The organism is Microcoleus sp. AT8-B5, from assembly GCF_036705565.1.
Lineage (GTDB): Bacteria > Cyanobacteriota > Cyanobacteriia > Cyanobacteriales > Microcoleaceae > Microcoleus.
Window position 1 is genome coordinate 1 of sequence record NZ_JAUBUY010000043.1, and the last position, 19,039, is coordinate 19,039.

The window sequence follows — 19,039 nt, forward strand, 5'->3', positions numbered from 1 at the left end:
AGCTTCTTTGAGAGAAATAGTGGCAGCACATCCCGATGCAACCTTACTAGAATTGTGTGAGTTATTTGCCCAGAAGAATCGTAAAAAAAAACAGTGATCGGTAGCCAAGCCGGCACTGAAAGAGTCATGAAGTTAAGGTTAGATTATTGGTAAAAACTCAAGCATATCGACCCAAAAAATATAGTCTTTTTAGATGATACTGGAGTATTACGCTTGTTTAACCAGAAGTCATGCACGTTCACAACGAGGAACGAGAGTCTATGCGGTTAAACCTTTTTACCGAGGGAAAAAAGTCACAGTAATTGGTGCAATTAGTTTGAAGCGAGTAGTGGCACTCATGACAATGGATAACTCAATGGATGGCAAAGCATTTGAGGTATTTATTGAGCAATGTTTAGTGCCACAATTGTGGTCGGGAGCAGTAGACGTGAATTGATAATTTACCCGCGCATAAAGTAGATTCAATTAAGCCAGTAGATTGAAGCGGTGGGTGCTTCTATCTTGTGTTTTTCCCCATAGTCTCCTGATTTTAATCCAATTGAATTATGGTGGTCGCAACTCAAATCTTTCTCGATCCATTTGTCACCAACCACCACTAAAATGGTTGACACCATAATTTCTGTGGCTCTTGACTTAATTAATCCGAAACATCTTAAAAACTGGTTTACTAATTGCTGCTACTGTACCTCATAACATCCGGAAGTGCTGTATGCTATTTATAGGGCGATTAGGTCATTGGTTTGTGTTAATATGCTAAAATATCAAACAACCACGCGGTAATAATTAGGTGGACAAACTTCAGACAGATATAGAAGCAATTTACTCTAAAATTGAGGAATTGCGCCTGGAACGCCAGCAGCTTAGTATTGCCGATGTTGTCCCAGCAGGTGATTCGCCCCAAGCGATCGCCGATGCTTATCGGCGTCACGCCAGGGAAACAGCACAAGTGTCGGCAGAAGTCAAGGGTATAGATGACGCGATCGCGGCTCTGTCTGCTCAACTGAGTCAGAAACAACAGCAGTCGGTAAAGTTGCAAAGAATCAGTCCGATGGAGGAGCAAGTTGAAGAAGGAAGACTACTAGCTCAGGGACACGCGGAACGGATTAATGAACTGGCGGCGGAACTGGCGGCGGAAGTGAAGGGACTCAAGGCCATCGCCGACCAAATTAGTCCCAGCTACTGGCAAGTTTATTACAAGCCTTTTATTACTGGTTTTAAGAGTATTTCTGTTCCCTACGTGCGATCGGACGGGGATGTTTGGACTATTGTCAATCGAGTAGTTTAGAGAGGCTGCGGGAGCAGAAATAATCAGCGCTGAAGACAATTTTTTTCCTGTCCCTACTCCTCCACCTCAACCTCGCAGCAGTTGCTTAATAGTCCCGACCAATTCTTGAGGGTGAAATGGCTTGGCGATGTAAGCGTCGGCTCCTTGTTTCATTCCCCAATAGCGATCGAACTCTTCGCTTTTGCTCGAACACATTACTACAGGCAAATTTTGGGTTTTAGGGTCGCTTTTGAGCCTGCGACAGACTTCGTAGCCGTTCATCCGGGGCATCACGATATCCAGAACGACTAAATCTGGGCGGTTAGCTTTAATTTGCTCTAGAGCTTCTACGCCATCACTCGCTACCGTGACGTTTAGTCCTCTACCTTTGAGCAAGTCGGCGATCATCTCCCGCAGAGTGACGCTATCATCAACAACCATAACTGTACTCATAGAATAATCCCTACCAAGTTTCTGGGTTGAAACGTTCTCATTAACGTTTACACTAACGTTCACCTTCAAAGGTGTCTTTTCCTGATTGAGATTGCGCTCTGCTAAATGTAGTTTACCCACTTTTGCTGATTTCTCAATCATTTTCTGAGTAATTACCGCAAAATTTAAATATCCGCGCAATCTCGGTTGACACACGAGGCTATGTCCGTTAGTCTATCATTTTCTTTCTCAAATGGTACTATTATCAAAAAATCAGGGTATAGCTTGGTTGTGCGTTTCCCGTTGAGGACGGCGGCCCTCGGCCGCCTGCATCAACATTTGTCTAATTAGGATTTTTCGTACCTAAAGCCGATAGTTTTTGGTCGTAGAGCGTGTCTAAAACGACCGGGCGTTGGCGGTAGCTGTGACCGGTGTTTTTGCAGCCATTAGCAACGATTCCCAAAACGGAAGCTCCAGAAATTTTTAATTCTTCTAAAACTTTGCGAACTTGCGCTCGGTCCGTTTGCCCAATTTGGACGACCATAATCGTAGCGTCTGTGTGAGCTGCGATCAAGTGGGTGTCTGCCAAGCCTGCTAGTGGCGGGGTGTCATAAATTACTAAGTCAAAAAATGCTTGAAATTGCTCCATCAGATACTGCATTTTTTTGGAAGAAAGAAGCTTGATCGGATCGGGGGGAATTTGGCCTGCGGTGAGTACAAACAAATTTTCTTGGTTCGGGGCTCGTTGAATCGCGTCGTTGAGGCTGATATCTGTGGAGATGGCATCGCCCAGGCCACGCACGTTCGACAGTCCTAACTTAGCGTGCAGTTGGGGGCAACGCAAATCTGCATCTACTAACAATACTCGCTGTCCTACGGCTGCTGCTGTGGCTGCTAGGTGCAAAGCTACTGTAGATTTCCCGTCTCCGGTTACGGCTGAGCCGACTAAGAGCGATCGAATTGCCGTGCCTGCGCTCAGCAAGTGAATGTTCGTGTATAGGGATCGAAATGCTTCTAAAAATTGATAGTCCAAGTCGCTCAAAATACTTGGTGCCCCGCTCATCGAACCAGTAGGTCTAGCTTCGACCTGTTCGACTACTTCCACTTTCGAGTTCGATCGAGCCGATGTTAGTTTTCTCTGTCTGGCTGGCGGTCTGCGCTTGACTTTCTTGGTAAACGGAATCACCCCGAGTATTGGCAATCTTGTGGCCATTCTGAGTGATTCTGGAGTGTGGAACACAGTATTTAGTACCTCTACGAGCAAGCCGACGGCTATGCCCAGCAGACTGCTTAAAATTACTGCCAGCGCTAACTGTTTTCTGGTTTGTTTGACGGTAGCTGTTATAGGGTTGCCGAATTTGTCTCGCGGAATTTCCGGAGGATTTATCAGCACCCAGGGTATTTGCTCCTGAGCCGCATCAATTCGCAAGGCTTCTCGTTTTGCCAAGAAGTCCGACAAACTCTTAGTAACTACTTGCAGTTCTCGCTGTAAATTGTCGTATTGTCGGGTTGTAACTGAAAAGTTTCTAATTTTTTGGTTGAGAGCATTTTGCACAGCGGTCATTTCACGATCGCGCGCTTCAATTTCTTTGATTTGGGTCTCTAAATTTCCCATCACCACTTCTTTTGCTTGTTGAGTGGCGGTTAAAATAAGTTCTTCCCGACTTTTTCGCAGCGCTAAAACTGGCAAACTGTCTTCTCTGTACTGAGCTAATTTCATTGACAATTCCGAGTCTATTCTCTGAATTTGACCTAAGAGTCCGCCGTAAGCTTGTCCTTGGGTAATCAGCAGCCCCTGGGGATTATTTTCCTTGAGTAGTTTTTCATAGCTTTGGTAGAGGTTTCGCATCCCTTTTAGCTGAACTCTGATTTCTACTTGCTTGCCGCGAATGCTTTGAACTTGTTCAGACAAAGATTTTCCCTCTATCTGAGGTTCAAATAAGTTGCTCTGCTGCCGCAGTCTTTGGACTTGCAATTGCAGAACTTCTACTCTTTCTCGGAGCTTGGGAAGCTCCGTATCTATAAATTTAATACCTTGATTAATGCCCATCAGCCGTTGCTGCAAGCTGTAGTCTAGATAAGCTTTAGAAATTTTGTCCAATACGTTGTTAATTTTTTTTCTGTCTGCATCTTTGTAGCGAACTTGTAAAATTTTTGTGCCTTGCTGTTTGCCATCTTTCGTGTAGCTGATGCGGTTGATGGACATTTTTGAGATCAGTTCCGTATAGGTCATTTTGGGATACCACGCTCGCAATTCCTCAAGCACGGGCTGCATCAATTTGGGGCTACGCAAAATCCTAATTTGGGTTTCGTAGTCTACTAAGCTAATTCCTTCTATATTAATTCTTGCTAAGTCGGCAGCTTGGGTGTTGTTTAATTGTTTGGACAGCAAACCTTCAGCAGTGGCGGGTTCTACTAACAGGGAAAAGGAGCCTTCATACTCGATCGTTATGCTTTTAGAAGTGGCGACGATCGCTGTTCCTGCCAGGGCGCTCAAAGCAATGGTGGCGGCTGCCATGACCGGGAAGCGACGGCGCACGACGCCTAAGAGCCAGGACAAGTCTAGCTTTTCTTCTTCTCTCTCCTCAACAAAGTGATCTCTGTAGTTCTGAGCAGATAACTCCGGCAGTTTGCCATTCGATTTAGGTGTGAAGGGTTGGTAATCTTGTCTGCTATCCATATTCAGCCTGGGTATTTTTGAGGTTGATATTTTTGAGGTTGATATTTTTGAAGCGGCCAGGTCGCGGCTGGGTAATCTTATTGTTTAGTTTATTCTAGCCTTTGCCAGGAATTATTCACCTCACCCGCCGCCTTCTTACCTGAATAAAAATCGGAGAACGTTTATAAAATTTAACACTCCCGTCGCAGGCCCGACAGGTCCGATTACAGCGTTCATGCGATCGACAAAATTGACGAGACCCCTGCGAGATACGATAATCATGTCGTTGTTGCGAAGTTGAGGATTGGTTTCTTCGTTAATTCCTTGAGTTAAATTGACTTCGATCGTCCGTTTAGTAGCTGTACCGTCGTTATTGAGGCGGACTAGCTCAACTTTATCCCTTCTAGCTCTGGTATTCTCGTAGCCAAAAAATCCTCTGGAAACTAAAGCTTGATTCAGTGTGGCATTAGCTGGGAGCCTCAAGGGATCGAGGGATGTTCTGAGTTCTCCTACTACAAAAACGTTAATGCCGACGGGGGCAAAGTTAGTGCTAGCGAGTACGCCAGCTTCTGCTGGGTTAACGATCGTGGCTTTGGGCACAATGATCGTGTCTCCCTCCTGGAGGATGGTATCTTGAGCGCCGTCGCCGGACTCTAGGAACTGCCACAGGTTGACTGGGATAATTTGTTCACCTCTTCTGGTGACGCGCCGCACTTGGATTTGCCGGATGTCGGCATCCGATGTGATGCCACCAGCTAGCTGAATGGCCCGGATGACGGTGGGGAAACCTTCGCGGCTGAGGTCGTTGGTGGTATTGCCACCGATCACGACGTAAGCCCCGGGGCGGGTGACTTGACCAACGATGGAGATCGATCGAGGTTTTTCTGGGGGTGGCGAAAAGTTTGCCGTCGCAAATTGACGAGCTTCTGCTTGGTTGAAGTTGGCGACTGTGGGAATCACGATTGTGTCTCTGTCTTGCAAAATTATGTCTTGAGAGATGTCTCCTTCCTCCAAGAATTTCCACAGGTTGACATTGAGCACTTGATCGGGGCCGTCTCGTTGGGGACGGCGGACGCGGATGTTGCGGATGTCGGCGACACCCGTGACGCCTTCTGCGAGTCTGATCGCTTGGGTGACGGTGGGGTACTGGACACTCGGCGCGGCTCCTGGACCAGGAGTTAGAGTAATCGTGAAGTTTCCGGGCCTGGTGACTTCTCCAATGACGCCGACGTTGAGGGGGCGGGCGGCGACGAGGCTGACTGTGACTATGGGGTCTTTGAGGACGCGGCGGTAGGCGTTGCGGATGATGTTGGTGGCTTCTACTAAGGTGCGGCCGCGGACGGAGACCAAGCCGATCAGGGGCAGGTTGACTGAACCGTCGGAAAGGACTTCGTAGCCGCGGCTGAGTTCGGGTACTTCGAGTATTTCTAGTTGAATGCGATCGCCGCCGCCGAGTTTGTAGCTTTCGGGCGATCTCCTAACGGGCGCAACGGTCTGGGCTTGGTCTGCGCCTAGCGGGATGGGAAGTTGTGCCGGGGTGCTTCTGGCGTCAGCGAGGACAGTGGAAGCAAACAAGACAACACCCACAACCGACGGGGCTATCTGTCTTGGAAAATGGGTGTTAACCATACACAACCTAATTTTATTGACTATGATTTATATAAGTGTAGCCTTTTTAGTGCTGGGCAAAAAGCTCATTATTTTAAGCGATCGCCGAAAAAACGGTGCTGTATTTTTGCTTTATGCCTAATTTCTGTGTTAGCGTGGTTGCGGGTTGACGCCTATATTTTATATCTAGATAATTTGAGCTTGTTTGTGATAAAGGAAAGCAATTATGACTGAACCAGTGTCTAAAGCGGCTATGCTGAAAGAGCTGATTTTAGGTAATTCTTTATTTATATGGATGCTAATGGCTATAATCGCCATCGCGACTTTGCTATTATTTCAATTGTCCAGTAGCAAAAAAATAGGTTTGGCTTTAGAAAAAACTTTTGCTTCTTTTTATATTTTCATCTCTCCCTCTCTCACACAACCTCCTTTTAATTACTTGCATCTTACTAATTTGCAAGATACATCTGGCAGTATTTTAAGTATGCTGCCTTATTTTTTTTACCCGTGGATAGTATTAATTTTATTTTCTAGGGTCAAAGCTTTTGGTAGCAAGTTTATAGATTTTTTTGCCAAAGTATTGATCATGAATCCTTTCTTTTTACTTTACATATTACTGCCATCACTGTCTACATTATGGTCTCTAGTTCCTGACGTAACGCTAAGAGCAGCCCTAGCTTTTTCAGCATTTACTGCTTTCGGATTTTACTTGGCCGCGCAATATAAATGGGATGATCTATCTCGTTTTTGGCGGTGGGGATACACGGCACTGGGTTTGGCAAGTTTTATAATGAAACCACCGGGAGCAGGCGATTTTGTAGGCCTAACGCAAGCTAAAAATTCTCTCGGTGGAATCCTAGCTTTATGTACGGCATTTTGGTATTTGCATTATTTTCAAGGAGCTAAAACTCAGAAAGAACGCTGGATTTCTTTGGGAATGATGTTCTTTTATTTTTACCTGGTGAGAGCTAATAAGTCGGGAGCGGCTCTAGTGATTACTATCATATTAATAATTGCAGTGTCCTCACTAAACTTTCTAAAAAAATTAACTTTTCAGTGGGCATTTACTGCGATTATATGTTTCCTGGTGGTCAGCATAATTATGACGGTTTTTGTAGTAGACAACCTAGAGGATATTGTTGTAGGTGGGTTAGGCAAGGACTTGACTCTAACTGGGCGGACCGAATTCTGGCCGCAGTTAATAGCTGCGGCCAATCAGCGCCCCTGGTTTGGCTACGGATACGAGGGATTTTTTCAACAAGATAAGTTAGGCCCCGCTACTCCTGCTTATTTTATTTATACTACTAATGGATTTCAACCGAAAAATCCTCACAATGGCGCGATCGGAATATTGTTAGCCTTCGGTTGGCCAGGATTAATCTTAATGATGATTTCCCTGCTTCTTAATTTGGCTTACGCAGTCCGGTATTTGAGTCGTAGCAAGCTGGAAGACGCGGGAATCCCTATTTGTTTTCTGGTGTCTATTATTATGAGCAACATCACAGAAACTCAGATCCTGGGAATCGGAAATGCTTGGCTGAGTTATGTAATGTTGACAGTTAGACTTGCCATAGACAATACTAGTAACACTTCCAACAGTAGCAGCAGCAACCCTCAAAGGCCTTCTGTAGCTCGCACTCTCGACTGAAGTAAAGTTCCTTGGGCGGATCGAAGATGTGCCAAGCTGTGCGATAATATCATCTGACGAGTCTGATTTTGCTCGATAGCCAAGCGTTCCACAACCGCCTTTATATTTTCTAAACACTGAAAATCGGCGTTGCTGGATTGAGGTATGATACAGAGAGATCGAGAGTAACAAAAAACATCAACCGAGAATTAAAATCAATGGAATGTCCTGAATGTAAGCTGAAGGGGTGACATGAAAGCTAAGACGTAGACCTGAAGGGGTGATAACCCGCCCAAAACCCTGACGACTGGGCAAAGATTCAGCCGAGTTATGGTAAAAAAAGATAGGCAGCAAAATGGTTACACACTTGCCTATCCCAAAAATAAATGTTACCAACATTTTACCTTGCCTCACTTGCAAAAACAACTGACGCACTTGCAAAATCGGGATGCTCCCCATTTAGACCTTGTAAATCTTCATGTAAATGGTAAGCAGCCCTCGCCGCTCCACCACTAATATCCGATGTATTAATCACTAATACTTTCATAATTAATTAAGCATATAAATAGGTTATTGGGTGACCGTGAAATCCTTGCAGTGTAAGCATCCTCGCTTGCTAGAATATACAGTTTAAATGCGTAAGCTGTTGTGCATTTAAACTGCGTGTTTCAGAGGTTGAAACCCAATACTTGCTTAGATAGCCTGGAAAATTTAAATGATGAACAGCTTAACAGATTAGCTAATAATTATTGACAGTCGCTAAAAATTGCTTTTTCCACTCATTAATGGCTGTTAAAGGGATTTTTACTAAAGTTTCTTCTTTAGCATTAATCCAATTAGCCACACTGTTTAAATCATCTCTTTGTACGACTGGCAAATTAGTATCTTTAGAAATTTCTGTAGCGCGATTATCAACTGACAGAATTAAAGTTCTCCTTTTATATTGTAAAGCTCTAATCCCAGCGTGTAATCGTGTCCCTACATAATCAACCGGATACTGAGACAAAGCCATATCTAAAGCTGATAAGCTAGGATTAAGATAAATTGCTCCCTCGCCACATATATCTTTCATGTGCTGATAATCTTTGGGCTGTTGCGTCCAGTAATAAATTAACTTATATTCCTGTTTCAGTAATTCCACTAACTGCTTATCTAAACTAGGATTTTGATTATACTCAGTAAAAGTAACCAATACTGACTCTGCTTTACCTTGAGGAATTTGGACACAATGTTCCTCTGTTAATTTCCACATAGTAGGACAAGCAGTATTAATTACATTATTAATCCCGATCGATTTTAGCTGTTTTTCTGTGTAACTGTCTCTCACTGAGTGCAGATATTTTTTACTTAATAGCCGTTCATACAAAATTTTGGTATATAAATTAGGCTGATTTTGGTATTGCCACCATCCCACACCCATTAGCGTAATATCTGTAATAAATAGAGAGTCCATTAAACTGACCTTCCATTGATTATATGAGTTCATGTTAGAGGACAATAAATTAGTACCACCGACAAAAATTAAACTGCTTTTACTCATCAAGCGGTAAGAATCGCTCGATATGACATCATGAGTAGGAAAATTAATAAATAGTCGATCAGGAAACATCTCATATAAAATGCTATTCACTGCATCCATAATGATCTGGTCTCCTAAATTAGAGCTACAGATTGAGGTATCCAAGACTGAGATAGTTTTCATAGCCTATTTTTCATTAAGTTGAGTAAGTTGACAGTGACATTTCGTATCATTTCATTGGAATTGGCAAAAATCATTTTAACCAGAGTTTATCGGGAATTTTTTTTAAGTGTTTGATCACCTTATTAATCAAACTTTCATGGCTGATAAATAATTTTTCAAACATTAATCGATCGTACTCTCGATCCACCATCAGATTATCATTGATTTCAAGAGGAAACCTTAAATCTAATTGTTTCATTTCTGCTATTTCCTTATTGAGAGTTCCAGTATGAGTAGCCGCTAACCCAAAACCTAAATTAGCCACCAAATTAACACAAGGCACGATCGACAAGCCCCCTTGAGCCAAGCGAGCAAAACTCCATTGAAAATCCCACGTATCTACCTTACCCTGAAAAGTATTTTCTAAATCCCGCGCTCTAATTTTATACTGAGCCTCATCAGCCAGTATAGCTTTAATTTTTGCTTTCACGTCAGGATTGATCCAAGCCTGCATATTAATATCATAAAATTGCCAGGCCCTCTGCCAAGAAGCCCAGCCCCAAATACCTCCATAATACGAGAAATGATAACTTTGCAGATCTAATTTCCATTCCTCCAAATAATTAGTCCCACTAATCATCATTACCCTGGGTTCATTTCTATATAAATCCAACATTTCTTCACAAAATTGAAAAAAAGATGGATTTGGCAAGCAATCATCTTCCACAATAATTGCTTCTTCTACTGTATTAAATACCCAATCTAACCCACTAGCTACCCTGTGCTTACAGCCCATATTAGCCTCAGCATAATTTTTATAAACTTGACAATCCCAGTCCACTTTTTCAATTATAGCCCTTACCTCAGCACATTTTTCAGCTTCCTCTGGCTTATCAGAGCGTGGTCCATCAACCACGAGTAGAAGTTTAGGCGGTTTAACTTCCCGAATCGCTGCAAATACCCTCTCTGTTGTATGAGGGCGATTAAATCCAAAAAAAGCCACAGGTGTTTTCATATATTAAACTCCAACTTATCATCCTTTTTGCTTTCGCTACGCCTAGACTGCTTGCTCAACATTTACCAAGTTTGGGTATCAGTAGTTCAGTTCTGCCTTTTAATCCTGCTTTAGCATAGTGGATCATACCCAGTAAACTAGGGATTATGCTTTCACCTTTGCATTTGTAGGGATAGGAGTTGGGTTAAACCACACCTACCAATCTCCTCAGTTGTTCTAGCAAATGAGCTAAACAAACCTAAATGAGTAATAATACTCGTTTAGGTTAAACGAATCGTATGGTATTTGAAATTTTAGAATACATAGTGGGAAAAGTTGTAGTTAGGGTGATTGGTGTAAATGCTGCATAAGTGCTAGTCTTATGATAGACTATAAAGCATTACTACTCTAGCTAGATTGCAAAAAGTTCAAAAAGTGTATTTTTATTTGGTAACAATTTAAAATTGCCGATGTTAGACAAGTTGGCTGGTATAGGTCAAAAGCTTGGTCCGGGTCTGCGCCAGGTACTAAGTAACATAGCTTGGCTGTTCACTGACCAAATCTTGCAGATGGGTCTAGGTCTGTTTGTAGGCCTTTGGGTGGCTCGCTATCTTGGTCCGACACAATTTGGATTGCTCAACTACGCGATCGCCTTTGTGTCGCTGTTTAGTTCGGTGGCAACGATGGGGTTGGGTACTCTGGTAGTGAGGAATATAGCTCGCGACCCTGAATGCAAAAATGAGACCCTGGGAACTGCCTTCGGACTGCAATTTACTGGTGGCTGCATCACTTTGTTGTTAACTGTCACCGTGATTACGCTAGTCAAGCCCAACGACACTCTGACTCGGTGGCTGGTAGGTATCATCGCTGCTGGAACTATCTTTAATGCTTTTGAGGCTATCAATTTTTGGTTCCAGTCCCAAATCCAGTCAAAATATACAGTGTTGGCTAAAAATTCGGTATGTTTTTTAGTTGCTGCTGTCAGAATTGGGTTAGTGACAATTAAAGCCCCCCTGCTTGCCTTCGCCTGGGTTAGATTGACAGAGGTGGCATTGGTAGGAATCGCTTATGTATATTTTTATAAGCTTACGGGGAATAAAATTAAGGATTGGCACTTCAGTGGGGAAAAGTGTAAGGAACTGCTATCGGAGAGTTGGCCGATAATTTTGTCGGGATTTGCAGTTTATGTGTACTCAAAAACCGATCAGATAATGCTCGGTGCGATGAATAAAAATGCAGAACTGGGCTATTATGCTGCTGCTGTTAAAATTTCGGAAATCTGCGATTTCTTGCCGATGATCATATCCAGCTCTATTTTTCCCAAATTAGCGAATTTGAGAAAGACCAATTATGAGGAATATCTAAATAAATTTCAAATTTATTCTGATATTATGATATTTTTATGGTTGGGAGTTGCCATACCGATATCATTACTTTCTCCCTGGATAGTGCATCTACTTTACGGTGACAAATATGCACAGTCAGCAGCGGTGCTTGGAATCTATGTTTGGGCGCAATTTGGCAGTAACTTTGGAGTAGCACGGAGTACATATTTAAACATAGAAGGTCAGTTGCGCTACGGTCTTTATTTGACTGTAGTCGGATCTACTTTAAATGTAGGGTTGAACTTTTTGCTGATTCCTAAGTATGGAGCTTTTGGAGCAACCACAGCTACTCTGATAACTTATTTTTACGTAATTATATTAGTCAACTTCTTGATTAAGGAATTGCGCCCATTCGCAAATTTCATCTGGCGCTCGCTTAACTTATACAAGGCAGCTTGTAGAATCAGAGGAGTAGTAAAGTGATTCAAATTAAACCTAAAATCGAACAGCGATCGAATTGCCCCTATTGCGACACGGAACTCAAGGCCCAAAAAATTTTGTGGCAAGGGATACATATTGTTCTGGATTGTAAGTGCGTGGGATGTGGTAGCGAAATAATCGACGAGTTGAGAGTAGGTCATGGAGTCAGAAACTCCGTCCAAGTTGATACAGCCAAAGGTGAAGTTTTTGCAAAAGTTGCTAACATAAAAGAATGGCTAGGCAAACCATTACTCAATTCACTCCAAAATCCTCAACCAGAAAAACTTGAGATTGTAAAAGAGATTTTTAAACCCTGCAAGCGGGTAATTATCTTAAACTGTATCGATCATCTTTATGGTCATTCCCTGCTGAAGTTGCTAAATGCACAAAGGCACTTAGAATGCAACTCTGACTACGGGTTAGTTGTGATAGTTCCTAAGTTTCTAAGGTGGATGGTTCCTGATGAAGTTGCAGAAGTCTGGACAGTACCTATTTCTTTAAAAAATGGTCAAACTTACTATCCCAGCTTCGCCGAGTTTGTGGATGAAGAAACTAAACGCTTTGAGGAAATTTATGTCAGCGAAGCCCATTCTCACCCTAGTCAGTTTGACATCACGCGGTTTACTAGAGTTCCCAAACACAAATTTGATGAACCAGAAACAAGAATTACTTTTATTTGGCGGGAAGATCGTTTATTAGTTAACAGTGGGCTGTTCCGAGTTCTGAAAAAGCTAAATCAACGAGAAAGGGCATTGCCATTGCAAAATTTAAAAATTCAGCACTTATTTGAGAAAATCAGGTTGCAAGTACCAGAAGCAAAATTTGCCGTCGCTGGTTTGGGGACAAAAACTAAGTTTCCAGAATGGATTGAAGATTACAGAGTGGATAGTTTTAATGAAAAAGTTGAAAGGGAAATATGCCGTGTTTATTCACAAAGCCGCTTAGTAATTGGTCTTCACGGCTCTAATATGTTGCTACCTTCGGCTCATGCTGGTATGACAATTGATTTGATAGATGAGCGTTGGGGTAACTTTGCCCAAGATATTTTATACCAAGAACGTGACCCGAGAATGGCTAGTTTTCGCTATAGATTTTTGCCCTATCAGACGAGCAATGATACACTGGCATACATAGCGGCTGTGATGCTTCACAAGTGGTTTAATTTTAAATCGGATATGACTGCTGATATTGTTAATTCAGATGTTGAACACTACTATAAAAATTAGAGTTGCAGAAATGTTCAATTACCAAATCCAAACAGCCGTCGCTTTTATCATTTTCAAACGCCCAGGTACAACGGCTAGAGTATTTGAGGCAATTCGTCAGGCCAAACCTCCCAAATTGCTAGTAATTGCTGACGGGGCACGTCCAGATAGGCCTGGAGAAGATCAAGAATGTGCTGCCGCTAGAGCTATTATTGACCAAGTAGATTGGGACTGCGAAGTTTTGAAGAATTACGCAGACGTAAATCTCGGTTGTCGCCTGCGGGTTTCTAGTGGTATGAATTGGGTGTTTGATAAAGTTGAAGAGGCAATTCTTCTTGAGGATGACTGTCTCCCTGATCCTACTTTTTTCCGCTTTGCTGAAGAATTGCTGGATCGTTACCGAGACGATCGGCGGATGCTGTCAATCTCTGGTCAAAATGTTCAGTTTGGGCGAAAAAGAACTGATTATAGTTACTACTTTTCTCGCTATAATCACTGCTGGAGCTGGGCGAGTTGGAGGCGAGCTTGGCAGCAGTATGATTTAGATATGAACCTGTGGCCAGAAATTCGCGATGGTAATTTTTTGATAGATGTACTGGGAGACTCCCATACTGCAAAAGTTTGGAAAAATATTTTTCAGCTTTGTTATGAAAGAAAATTACAGAGTTGGGCTTGTCAGTGGACTTTTGCTAGTTTTATTCAAAAGGGTACGAATATTCTTGCCAATGTCAATTTAGTTTCTAATATCGGACATGGTGTAGGGGGAACTAATACGGAGGATGTCAACAGTCCTTACAGTAATATGCCTGTAGAAGCTATAACATTTCCGATGAAACACCCGCCTTTTGCAATGAGGGATACGCAAGCAGATAATTTTACACAAAAAACTTTATTTGATTACGATCCCCCCTTGCTAAGAAAGGTGCAAAAAAAGGTTAATAAAATTTTGAAAAAATCAGGCAAAGTCAGCTAGAAATTTAGAGGAGAGGCATGGGAAATGAAGGTTGTACTTCTCAATAGTTCTGATAGTGAAGGGGGGGCTGCCCGCGCCGCTTATCGACTGCACCAAGGTTTCCAGGGGATTGGTGTGTCTTCGCAAATGCTGGTAAAAAATAAGAGTAGTGGCGATCGCAATGTAATTTCGTCACCACATAGTATTGCAAATAAGTTTGATAAGATTATTTCAACTTTATCTAACGCACCATTGCGGCTCTACCCTAAGAGAAACCCAGTTATATTTTCTACAGAAGTGCTGCCAGATGCTCTATCGAATCAACTGGATATACTCGCTCCTGATATTATTAATTTACACTGGGTTTGTGGGGGTTATTTACAAGTTGAAAGTATTCCCAAGTTTAAGCAGCCCTTAGTTTGGACGCTGCATGATATGTGGCCTTTTACAGGTGGCTGTCATTATAGTGAAGATTGCGATCGCTATACTCAATCTTGTGGTAGTTGTCCGCAACTCCACAGTAATAAAGATTCGGATCTGTCGCGGTGGGTGTGGCAGCGGAAAGCTAAAGCTTGGGATAAGCTTAAACTAACTTTGGTTAGCCCTAGTGTTTGGTTAGCTAAATGCGCTCATTCTAGTTCTTTATTCAAAGATTTTCGAGTTGAAATAATTCCTAATGGCATCAATACTCAAAAGTACAAACCCATAAATCGTCAGTGGGCGCGGGAAATCTTGAATTTGCCTCAAGATAAACAAATTGTACTCTTTGGAGGTGCAAGTGGAACAGGCGATCGCTGGAAAGGATTTAACTTGCTCGTACCAGCTTTACAAAGCCTCAGTAAATCAGGCTGGAAAGATCGGATAGAGTTGCTGGTTTTTGGCTCTTCTGAACCAGAAAATCCCATTGAACTTGGTTTTAAAACTAACTATTTGGGGAGACTCGCAGATGATATTTCCCTAGCAACGGTTTATGCAGCAGCAGATATTTTTGTCGCCCCTTCCGTGATAGATAACTTGCCAAATACAGTCATGGAAGCCCTTGCTTGTGGCATCCCCAGCGCCGCATTTAATATTGGGGGACTGCCCGATATGATCGAACACTGCTCAAATGGCTATTTAGCTAAACCTTATGAAACAGAAGACTTAGCGCGAGGAATTGCTTGGGTTTTAGAAGATCCCAATCGGCATCAAAAACTTTGTATTCGCGCCCGCCAGAAAGTGGAACAAGAATTTACTTTAGACATACAAGCAAATCGCTATTTGTCTGTTTTTAACGATCTTGTGTCCATTCCAAAGTAAACATCAGATTTTACGTAGTAAATTTTACTTAGCTATCGCTAAAAGCCACCAAATTGCGAATAATGAACCGTACTAAAATCGCGGCCCTTTTAACTTGCTTCAACCGTAAAGAGAAAACATTAGCTTGCTTAGAGGCTCTTTTTAAGCAGGCACTTCCAGCCGATGTTGATATTTTAGCCTATTTAGTCGATGACGCCAGTACCGATGGCACCAGCGAGGCAGTTCGTCAAATCTATCCTCAAGTCAATATTTTTTCCGGCGATGGGAACTTATTTTGGAACGGGGGAATGCGTGGGGCTTTCACCGAAGCAATGAAAGATAATCCCGACTACTACCTCTGGTTAAATGATGACACTCTTATTTATCCAGAAACCGTAAGTGTCTTGCTAGAAACCACTCAAAAGTTATCAGAAAAAGGAGAAACAAAAGCCATCATTGGCGGTTCTACCTGCGACCCTGAAACGGGTCAAACAACATATGGCGGTATGGTACGAAATAACCCTTTGCACCCATTCCGATATGCTATCCTCGAACCAACAAAAGAGGCTCAGATGTGCGATACTATGCACGGCAACTGCGTATTAATTCCCCGCAGCGTTGTGCAAAATATCGGCAACCTCGATCCAGCTTTTGTCCATTATATTGGCGATTGGGATTATGGTTTACGAGCCAGACAGAAAGGATGTACAGTTTGGATTGCTCCTGGCTATTTAGGAACTTGTTCTCTCAACCCCCAGGTGACCAAAACGGCTGCTGATAATTTAAGTGAAGGATTGGATAAAATGAGCAAACCGAAAGGTTTATCATTCAAAGATACTACCTTGCAACCGGCTCAAGAGTGGAAAGTATTTACTCAGCGGCATGGTGGCTGGTTGTGGCCAATTTATTGGCTGCTACCTTATCGCAGGTTAGTTTGGCTTTCAGTGTTGAGCAAACTGGGATTGACTAAAAACAAAACTCAAGGTGAATAGGATGGTTGATAGAAATGAACTCCGCATTGCTTGGCTTGTCCCGGAAGTGGAACTGGGAGCTTACTGGCAGCCTGTTTTGAGGGAATTTACAAAAATTTTTAAGAATACTGTATTTTATACTGGTCGTGTTTGGTCTGGGTTCGATCCTACACTGCCGGGAGCATCGGCAATTCAGTTGGTAGGGGAAACTAAATTTGTCGAGACGGAAAAGATAGAAACAGGATACGATCGCGGATTCATTGTAGTATCGCCTAGTATTATCGGCTATTTGCTAAAATTTAGACCTCATGTGGTCTTTCCCCAAGCTTTCTCTTTGTGGACTGTAATTGTTGCGTTTTTAAAACCGCTACTGAGGTGGAAAATTGCCATTATTTACGATGGTAGTTCCCCCAATACAGACTTTCGAGATTCCAGTTTTAGGACATTTGTGCGCCGCATCCTTGTGCGGTTTGCCGATGCTTTTGTTGCCAATAGCAATGCGGGTAAAAAATATCTGATAGAAGTTCTCAACGTACCGGAGGATAAAATTTTTACCAGAACCTATCTAGTACCTGATGCGGGAGCTTTGATTAAACTATTAGATCAAACTCAGCCGCCCAACTTGCCGTTAAAGCGCCCGATTTTTCTGTATGTAGGGCGGATCACATCAAGAAAGGGAATTAAAACGCTCTTAGAAGCTTGCGCTATTCTTAAAAATCAAGGTTATGTTGATTATTCGCTGTTGATTATTGGGAAGGGAGATCAGCGCGAAGAACTGGAAGCATTTATTAAAGAGTGCGATTTTGAAGAGCAAGTAACGTGGGCGGGATGGGTAGAATATGGAAATTTAGGTGCTTATTTTCAGCAAGCTGATATTTTTGTTTTCCCTACTTTTGAGGATGTCTGGGGAATGGTTGTACCCGAAGCGATGGTTTTGGGAAAACCAGTCTTGTGTTCAAATGGTGCAGCTTCCTGTGAGTTAATTATGTCAGGCGAGAACGGTTATATTTTCGACCCTAGCAGTGTTCAAGAATTAGCGGAGAAAATGCAAGTTTTTCTAGATCATCCTGATTTGATTGAGTCGATGGGAGAGCGTTCACGACAGATAATTTCTCAAAAAACGCCAGAAACAGCAGCTAAAGCTTACGTCGAAGTTACATCTTTTTTGATGGAGAATAGGTAAAGCAAGTTCGGCAAAGGATTTTTTAAAGGATTTAACGGAGGGATGGAAGAGGAAAGAGGGAAAAATTACCAATTACCAATTACCAATTACCAATTACCAATTACCACTTAGCCATGAAAGTTTTATTATCTGCGTTTGCTTGCGAACCGAATCTCGGCTCCGAAGAGGGAGTAGGATGGAATACTGTTATCCAATCTGCTAAACATCACGAAAGTTGGGTATTTACTCGCACGTTTTGTCGATCGTACATTGAAGCAGAACTAGAGCGGAACCCAGTGCCCAACCTGCACTTTGTTTATTTTGATCCGTTTGGGTGGAGCGAAGATTGGAAGGGGAAACAAGGATTGCTGCAACTTCACTACTATCTGTGGCAAATCTGGGCTTATTTTATCGCTCGGAAGCTCGATCGCGAAATTGGTTTTGACATAGTACATCACGTGACTTATGTCAAACATTGGTCTCCCAGTTTCCTGGCGCTGTTGCCGCATCCTTTTATTTGGGGGCCTGTGGGGGGTGCAGAAGCAGCACCAAAGCCTTTTTGGCAAGATTTTAGCCGCCGGGGGAAAATTTACGAAACGCTGCGGGCATTGGCTCAAAGCGTAGGAGAACGCGATCCGTTTGTGGGTCTGACGGCGCGCCGCAGTGCCGTGGCACTGGCGACTACGGAAGAAACCGCAGCCCGACTGCGATTTCTTAAAGCAAAAAACGTGAAGATTTTCTCGCAAGTCGGTTTATCGCAGCAGGAAATTCAAGAACTAGAGAAATTTCCTACCCCGCCGGAGCAACCAATTAGATTCATCAGTGTTGGTCGTCTCTTACATTGGAAAGGGGTGCACTTGGGACTCCGTGCATTTGCGGAGGCGAAGCTGGAACAATCGGAATACTGGATTGTGGGAGACGGCCCGGAAAGGCAGCGTTTGGAAGCTTTGGCAACAGAATTGGGACTGGCAAATAAAGTATTTTTTTGGGGAACTTTATCTCGCAGTGAAACTCTTTCTAAAATGGGGGAGTCTCACGTTCTCCTCCATCCGAGTTTGCATGACTCTGGCGGATTTGTCTGCACGGAAATGATGGGGGTTGGTCGTCCGACGATTTGTTTGGATTTGGGGGGTCCGGCTACTCAAGTAACGGCTCAAACGGGGATTAAAGTGGCTGCTACTGACCCAGATCGCACTGTGCAAGGTCTAGCAGAAGCTATAGTGTGTTTAGCCCAAGATCGTGAATTGCGAGATCGCTTGGGTCGATCGGGCCAAACGCGCGTCAGGGAAATCTATGATTGGGATGTTAAAGGTCTATTCTTTGCCCAATTGTGCGAAGATGTATTCGATGGAAAATCAGGATAACTTCTGATGGGTTCGATCGGGCAAAACAAAGAAAACT

Annotated in this window: 16 protein-coding genes; 10 read left to right on the forward strand and 6 right to left on the reverse strand. The window is 42.9% G+C overall.

Translation table 11 applies throughout. The features are described from left to right. The first annotated feature begins 193 nt into the window (after window positions 1-193). Together QUB39_RS23375 and QUB39_RS23380 are read left to right on the forward strand one after the other, a co-directional pair. On the forward strand, window positions 194-436 hold the full coding sequence (locus tag QUB39_RS23375; RefSeq protein ID WP_333057252.1) for a transposase: 243 nt from the start codon (window positions 194-196) through the stop codon (window positions 434-436). Window positions 437-787: 351 nt separating this feature from the next. Next, on the forward strand, window positions 788-1,285 hold the full coding sequence (locus QUB39_RS23380; protein ID WP_333057253.1) for a hypothetical protein: 498 nt from the start codon (window positions 788-790) through the stop codon (window positions 1,283-1,285). A 66-nt stretch (window positions 1,286-1,351) separates the two neighbouring features. Here the strand turns inward: QUB39_RS23380 and QUB39_RS23385 are convergent, their stop codons facing one another. The 3 genes from QUB39_RS23385 to QUB39_RS23395 form a co-directional block, all read right to left on the reverse strand. Further along, on the reverse strand, window positions 1,352-1,717 hold the full coding sequence (locus tag QUB39_RS23385; protein ID WP_039886668.1) for a response regulator transcription factor: 366 nt from the start codon (window positions 1,715-1,717) through the stop codon (window positions 1,352-1,354). A gap of 322 nt (window positions 1,718-2,039) precedes the next feature. Beyond that, window positions 2,040-4,376: a polysaccharide biosynthesis tyrosine autokinase gene (locus QUB39_RS23390; protein WP_333057254.1), complete on the reverse strand. Its 2,337-nt coding sequence runs from the start codon at window positions 4,374-4,376 to the stop codon at window positions 2,040-2,042. 135 nt (window positions 4,377-4,511) lie between these two features. Then, window positions 4,512-5,984 carry a polysaccharide biosynthesis/export family protein gene (locus QUB39_RS23395; protein ID WP_333211119.1) on the reverse strand — a complete coding sequence of 491 codons (1,473 nt, stop codon included), beginning with the start codon at window positions 5,982-5,984 and terminating at the stop codon, window positions 4,512-4,514. A 205-nt stretch (window positions 5,985-6,189) separates the two neighbouring features. Between QUB39_RS23395 and QUB39_RS23400 the strand changes: the two genes are divergently transcribed. Then, on the forward strand, window positions 6,190-7,611 hold the full coding sequence (locus QUB39_RS23400; protein ID WP_333211121.1) for an O-antigen ligase family protein: 1,422 nt from the start codon (window positions 6,190-6,192) through the stop codon (window positions 7,609-7,611). A gap of 379 nt (window positions 7,612-7,990) precedes the next feature. On the opposite strand, the gene QUB39_RS23405 is transcribed toward QUB39_RS23400, so the two are convergent. The 3 genes from QUB39_RS23405 to QUB39_RS23415 form a co-directional block, all read right to left on the reverse strand. Then, window positions 7,991-8,137 carry a hypothetical protein gene (locus QUB39_RS23405; protein WP_333211123.1) on the reverse strand — a complete coding sequence of 49 codons (147 nt, stop codon included), beginning with the start codon at window positions 8,135-8,137 and terminating at the stop codon, window positions 7,991-7,993. Window positions 8,138-8,329: 192 nt separating this feature from the next. Next, a complete protein-coding gene (locus QUB39_RS23410) occupies window positions 8,330-9,292 on the reverse strand; it encodes a polysaccharide pyruvyl transferase family protein (RefSeq protein WP_333211125.1) in 963 nt (320 codons plus the stop codon). A gap of 70 nt (window positions 9,293-9,362) precedes the next feature. Next, window positions 9,363-10,286, reverse strand: a complete 924-nt coding sequence (locus QUB39_RS23415; RefSeq protein WP_333211127.1) for a glycosyltransferase family 2 protein — start codon at window positions 10,284-10,286, stop codon at window positions 9,363-9,365. 449 nt (window positions 10,287-10,735) lie between these two features. Here QUB39_RS23415 and QUB39_RS23420 point away from each other — a divergent pair, with 449 nt between their 5' ends. The 7 genes from QUB39_RS23420 to QUB39_RS23450 all read left to right on the forward strand — a co-directional run bounded on the left by QUB39_RS23420 (window position 10,736) and on the right by QUB39_RS23450 (window position 19,002). Continuing rightward, the gene (locus QUB39_RS23420) at window positions 10,736-12,073 is read left to right on the forward strand and encodes a flippase (RefSeq protein WP_333211129.1); all 1,338 of its coding nucleotides are present in this window, start codon (window positions 10,736-10,738) and stop codon (window positions 12,071-12,073) included. Then, window positions 12,070-13,296 carry a hypothetical protein gene (locus QUB39_RS23425; protein ID WP_333211131.1) on the forward strand — a complete coding sequence of 409 codons (1,227 nt, stop codon included), beginning with the start codon at window positions 12,070-12,072 and terminating at the stop codon, window positions 13,294-13,296. The genes QUB39_RS23420 and QUB39_RS23425 overlap by 4 nt, the downstream gene beginning before the upstream one ends. A 10-nt stretch (window positions 13,297-13,306) precedes the next feature. Then, complete coding sequence (locus QUB39_RS23430) at window positions 13,307-14,248, forward strand: glycosyltransferase family 2 protein (protein ID WP_333211133.1); 942 nt, start codon at window positions 13,307-13,309, stop codon at window positions 14,246-14,248. Window positions 14,249-14,272: 24 nt separating this feature from the next. Then, window positions 14,273-15,526 carry a glycosyltransferase family 4 protein gene (locus QUB39_RS23435; protein WP_333211135.1) on the forward strand — a complete coding sequence of 418 codons (1,254 nt, stop codon included), beginning with the start codon at window positions 14,273-14,275 and terminating at the stop codon, window positions 15,524-15,526. Between the two features lie 62 nt (window positions 15,527-15,588). Continuing rightward, window positions 15,589-16,497, forward strand: a complete 909-nt coding sequence (locus tag QUB39_RS23440; RefSeq protein WP_333211137.1) for a glycosyltransferase family 2 protein — start codon at window positions 15,589-15,591, stop codon at window positions 16,495-16,497. Window position 16,498: 1 nt separating this feature from the next. Further along, window positions 16,499-17,659, forward strand: coding sequence for a glycosyltransferase family 4 protein (locus QUB39_RS23445; protein WP_333485171.1), 1,161 nt, complete (start codon window positions 16,499-16,501; stop codon window positions 17,657-17,659). A gap of 113 nt (window positions 17,660-17,772) precedes the next feature. After that, on the forward strand, window positions 17,773-19,002 hold the full coding sequence (locus QUB39_RS23450) for a glycosyltransferase (RefSeq protein WP_333263579.1): 1,230 nt from the start codon (window positions 17,773-17,775) through the stop codon (window positions 19,000-19,002). Window positions 19,003-19,039 lie beyond the last annotated feature (37 nt).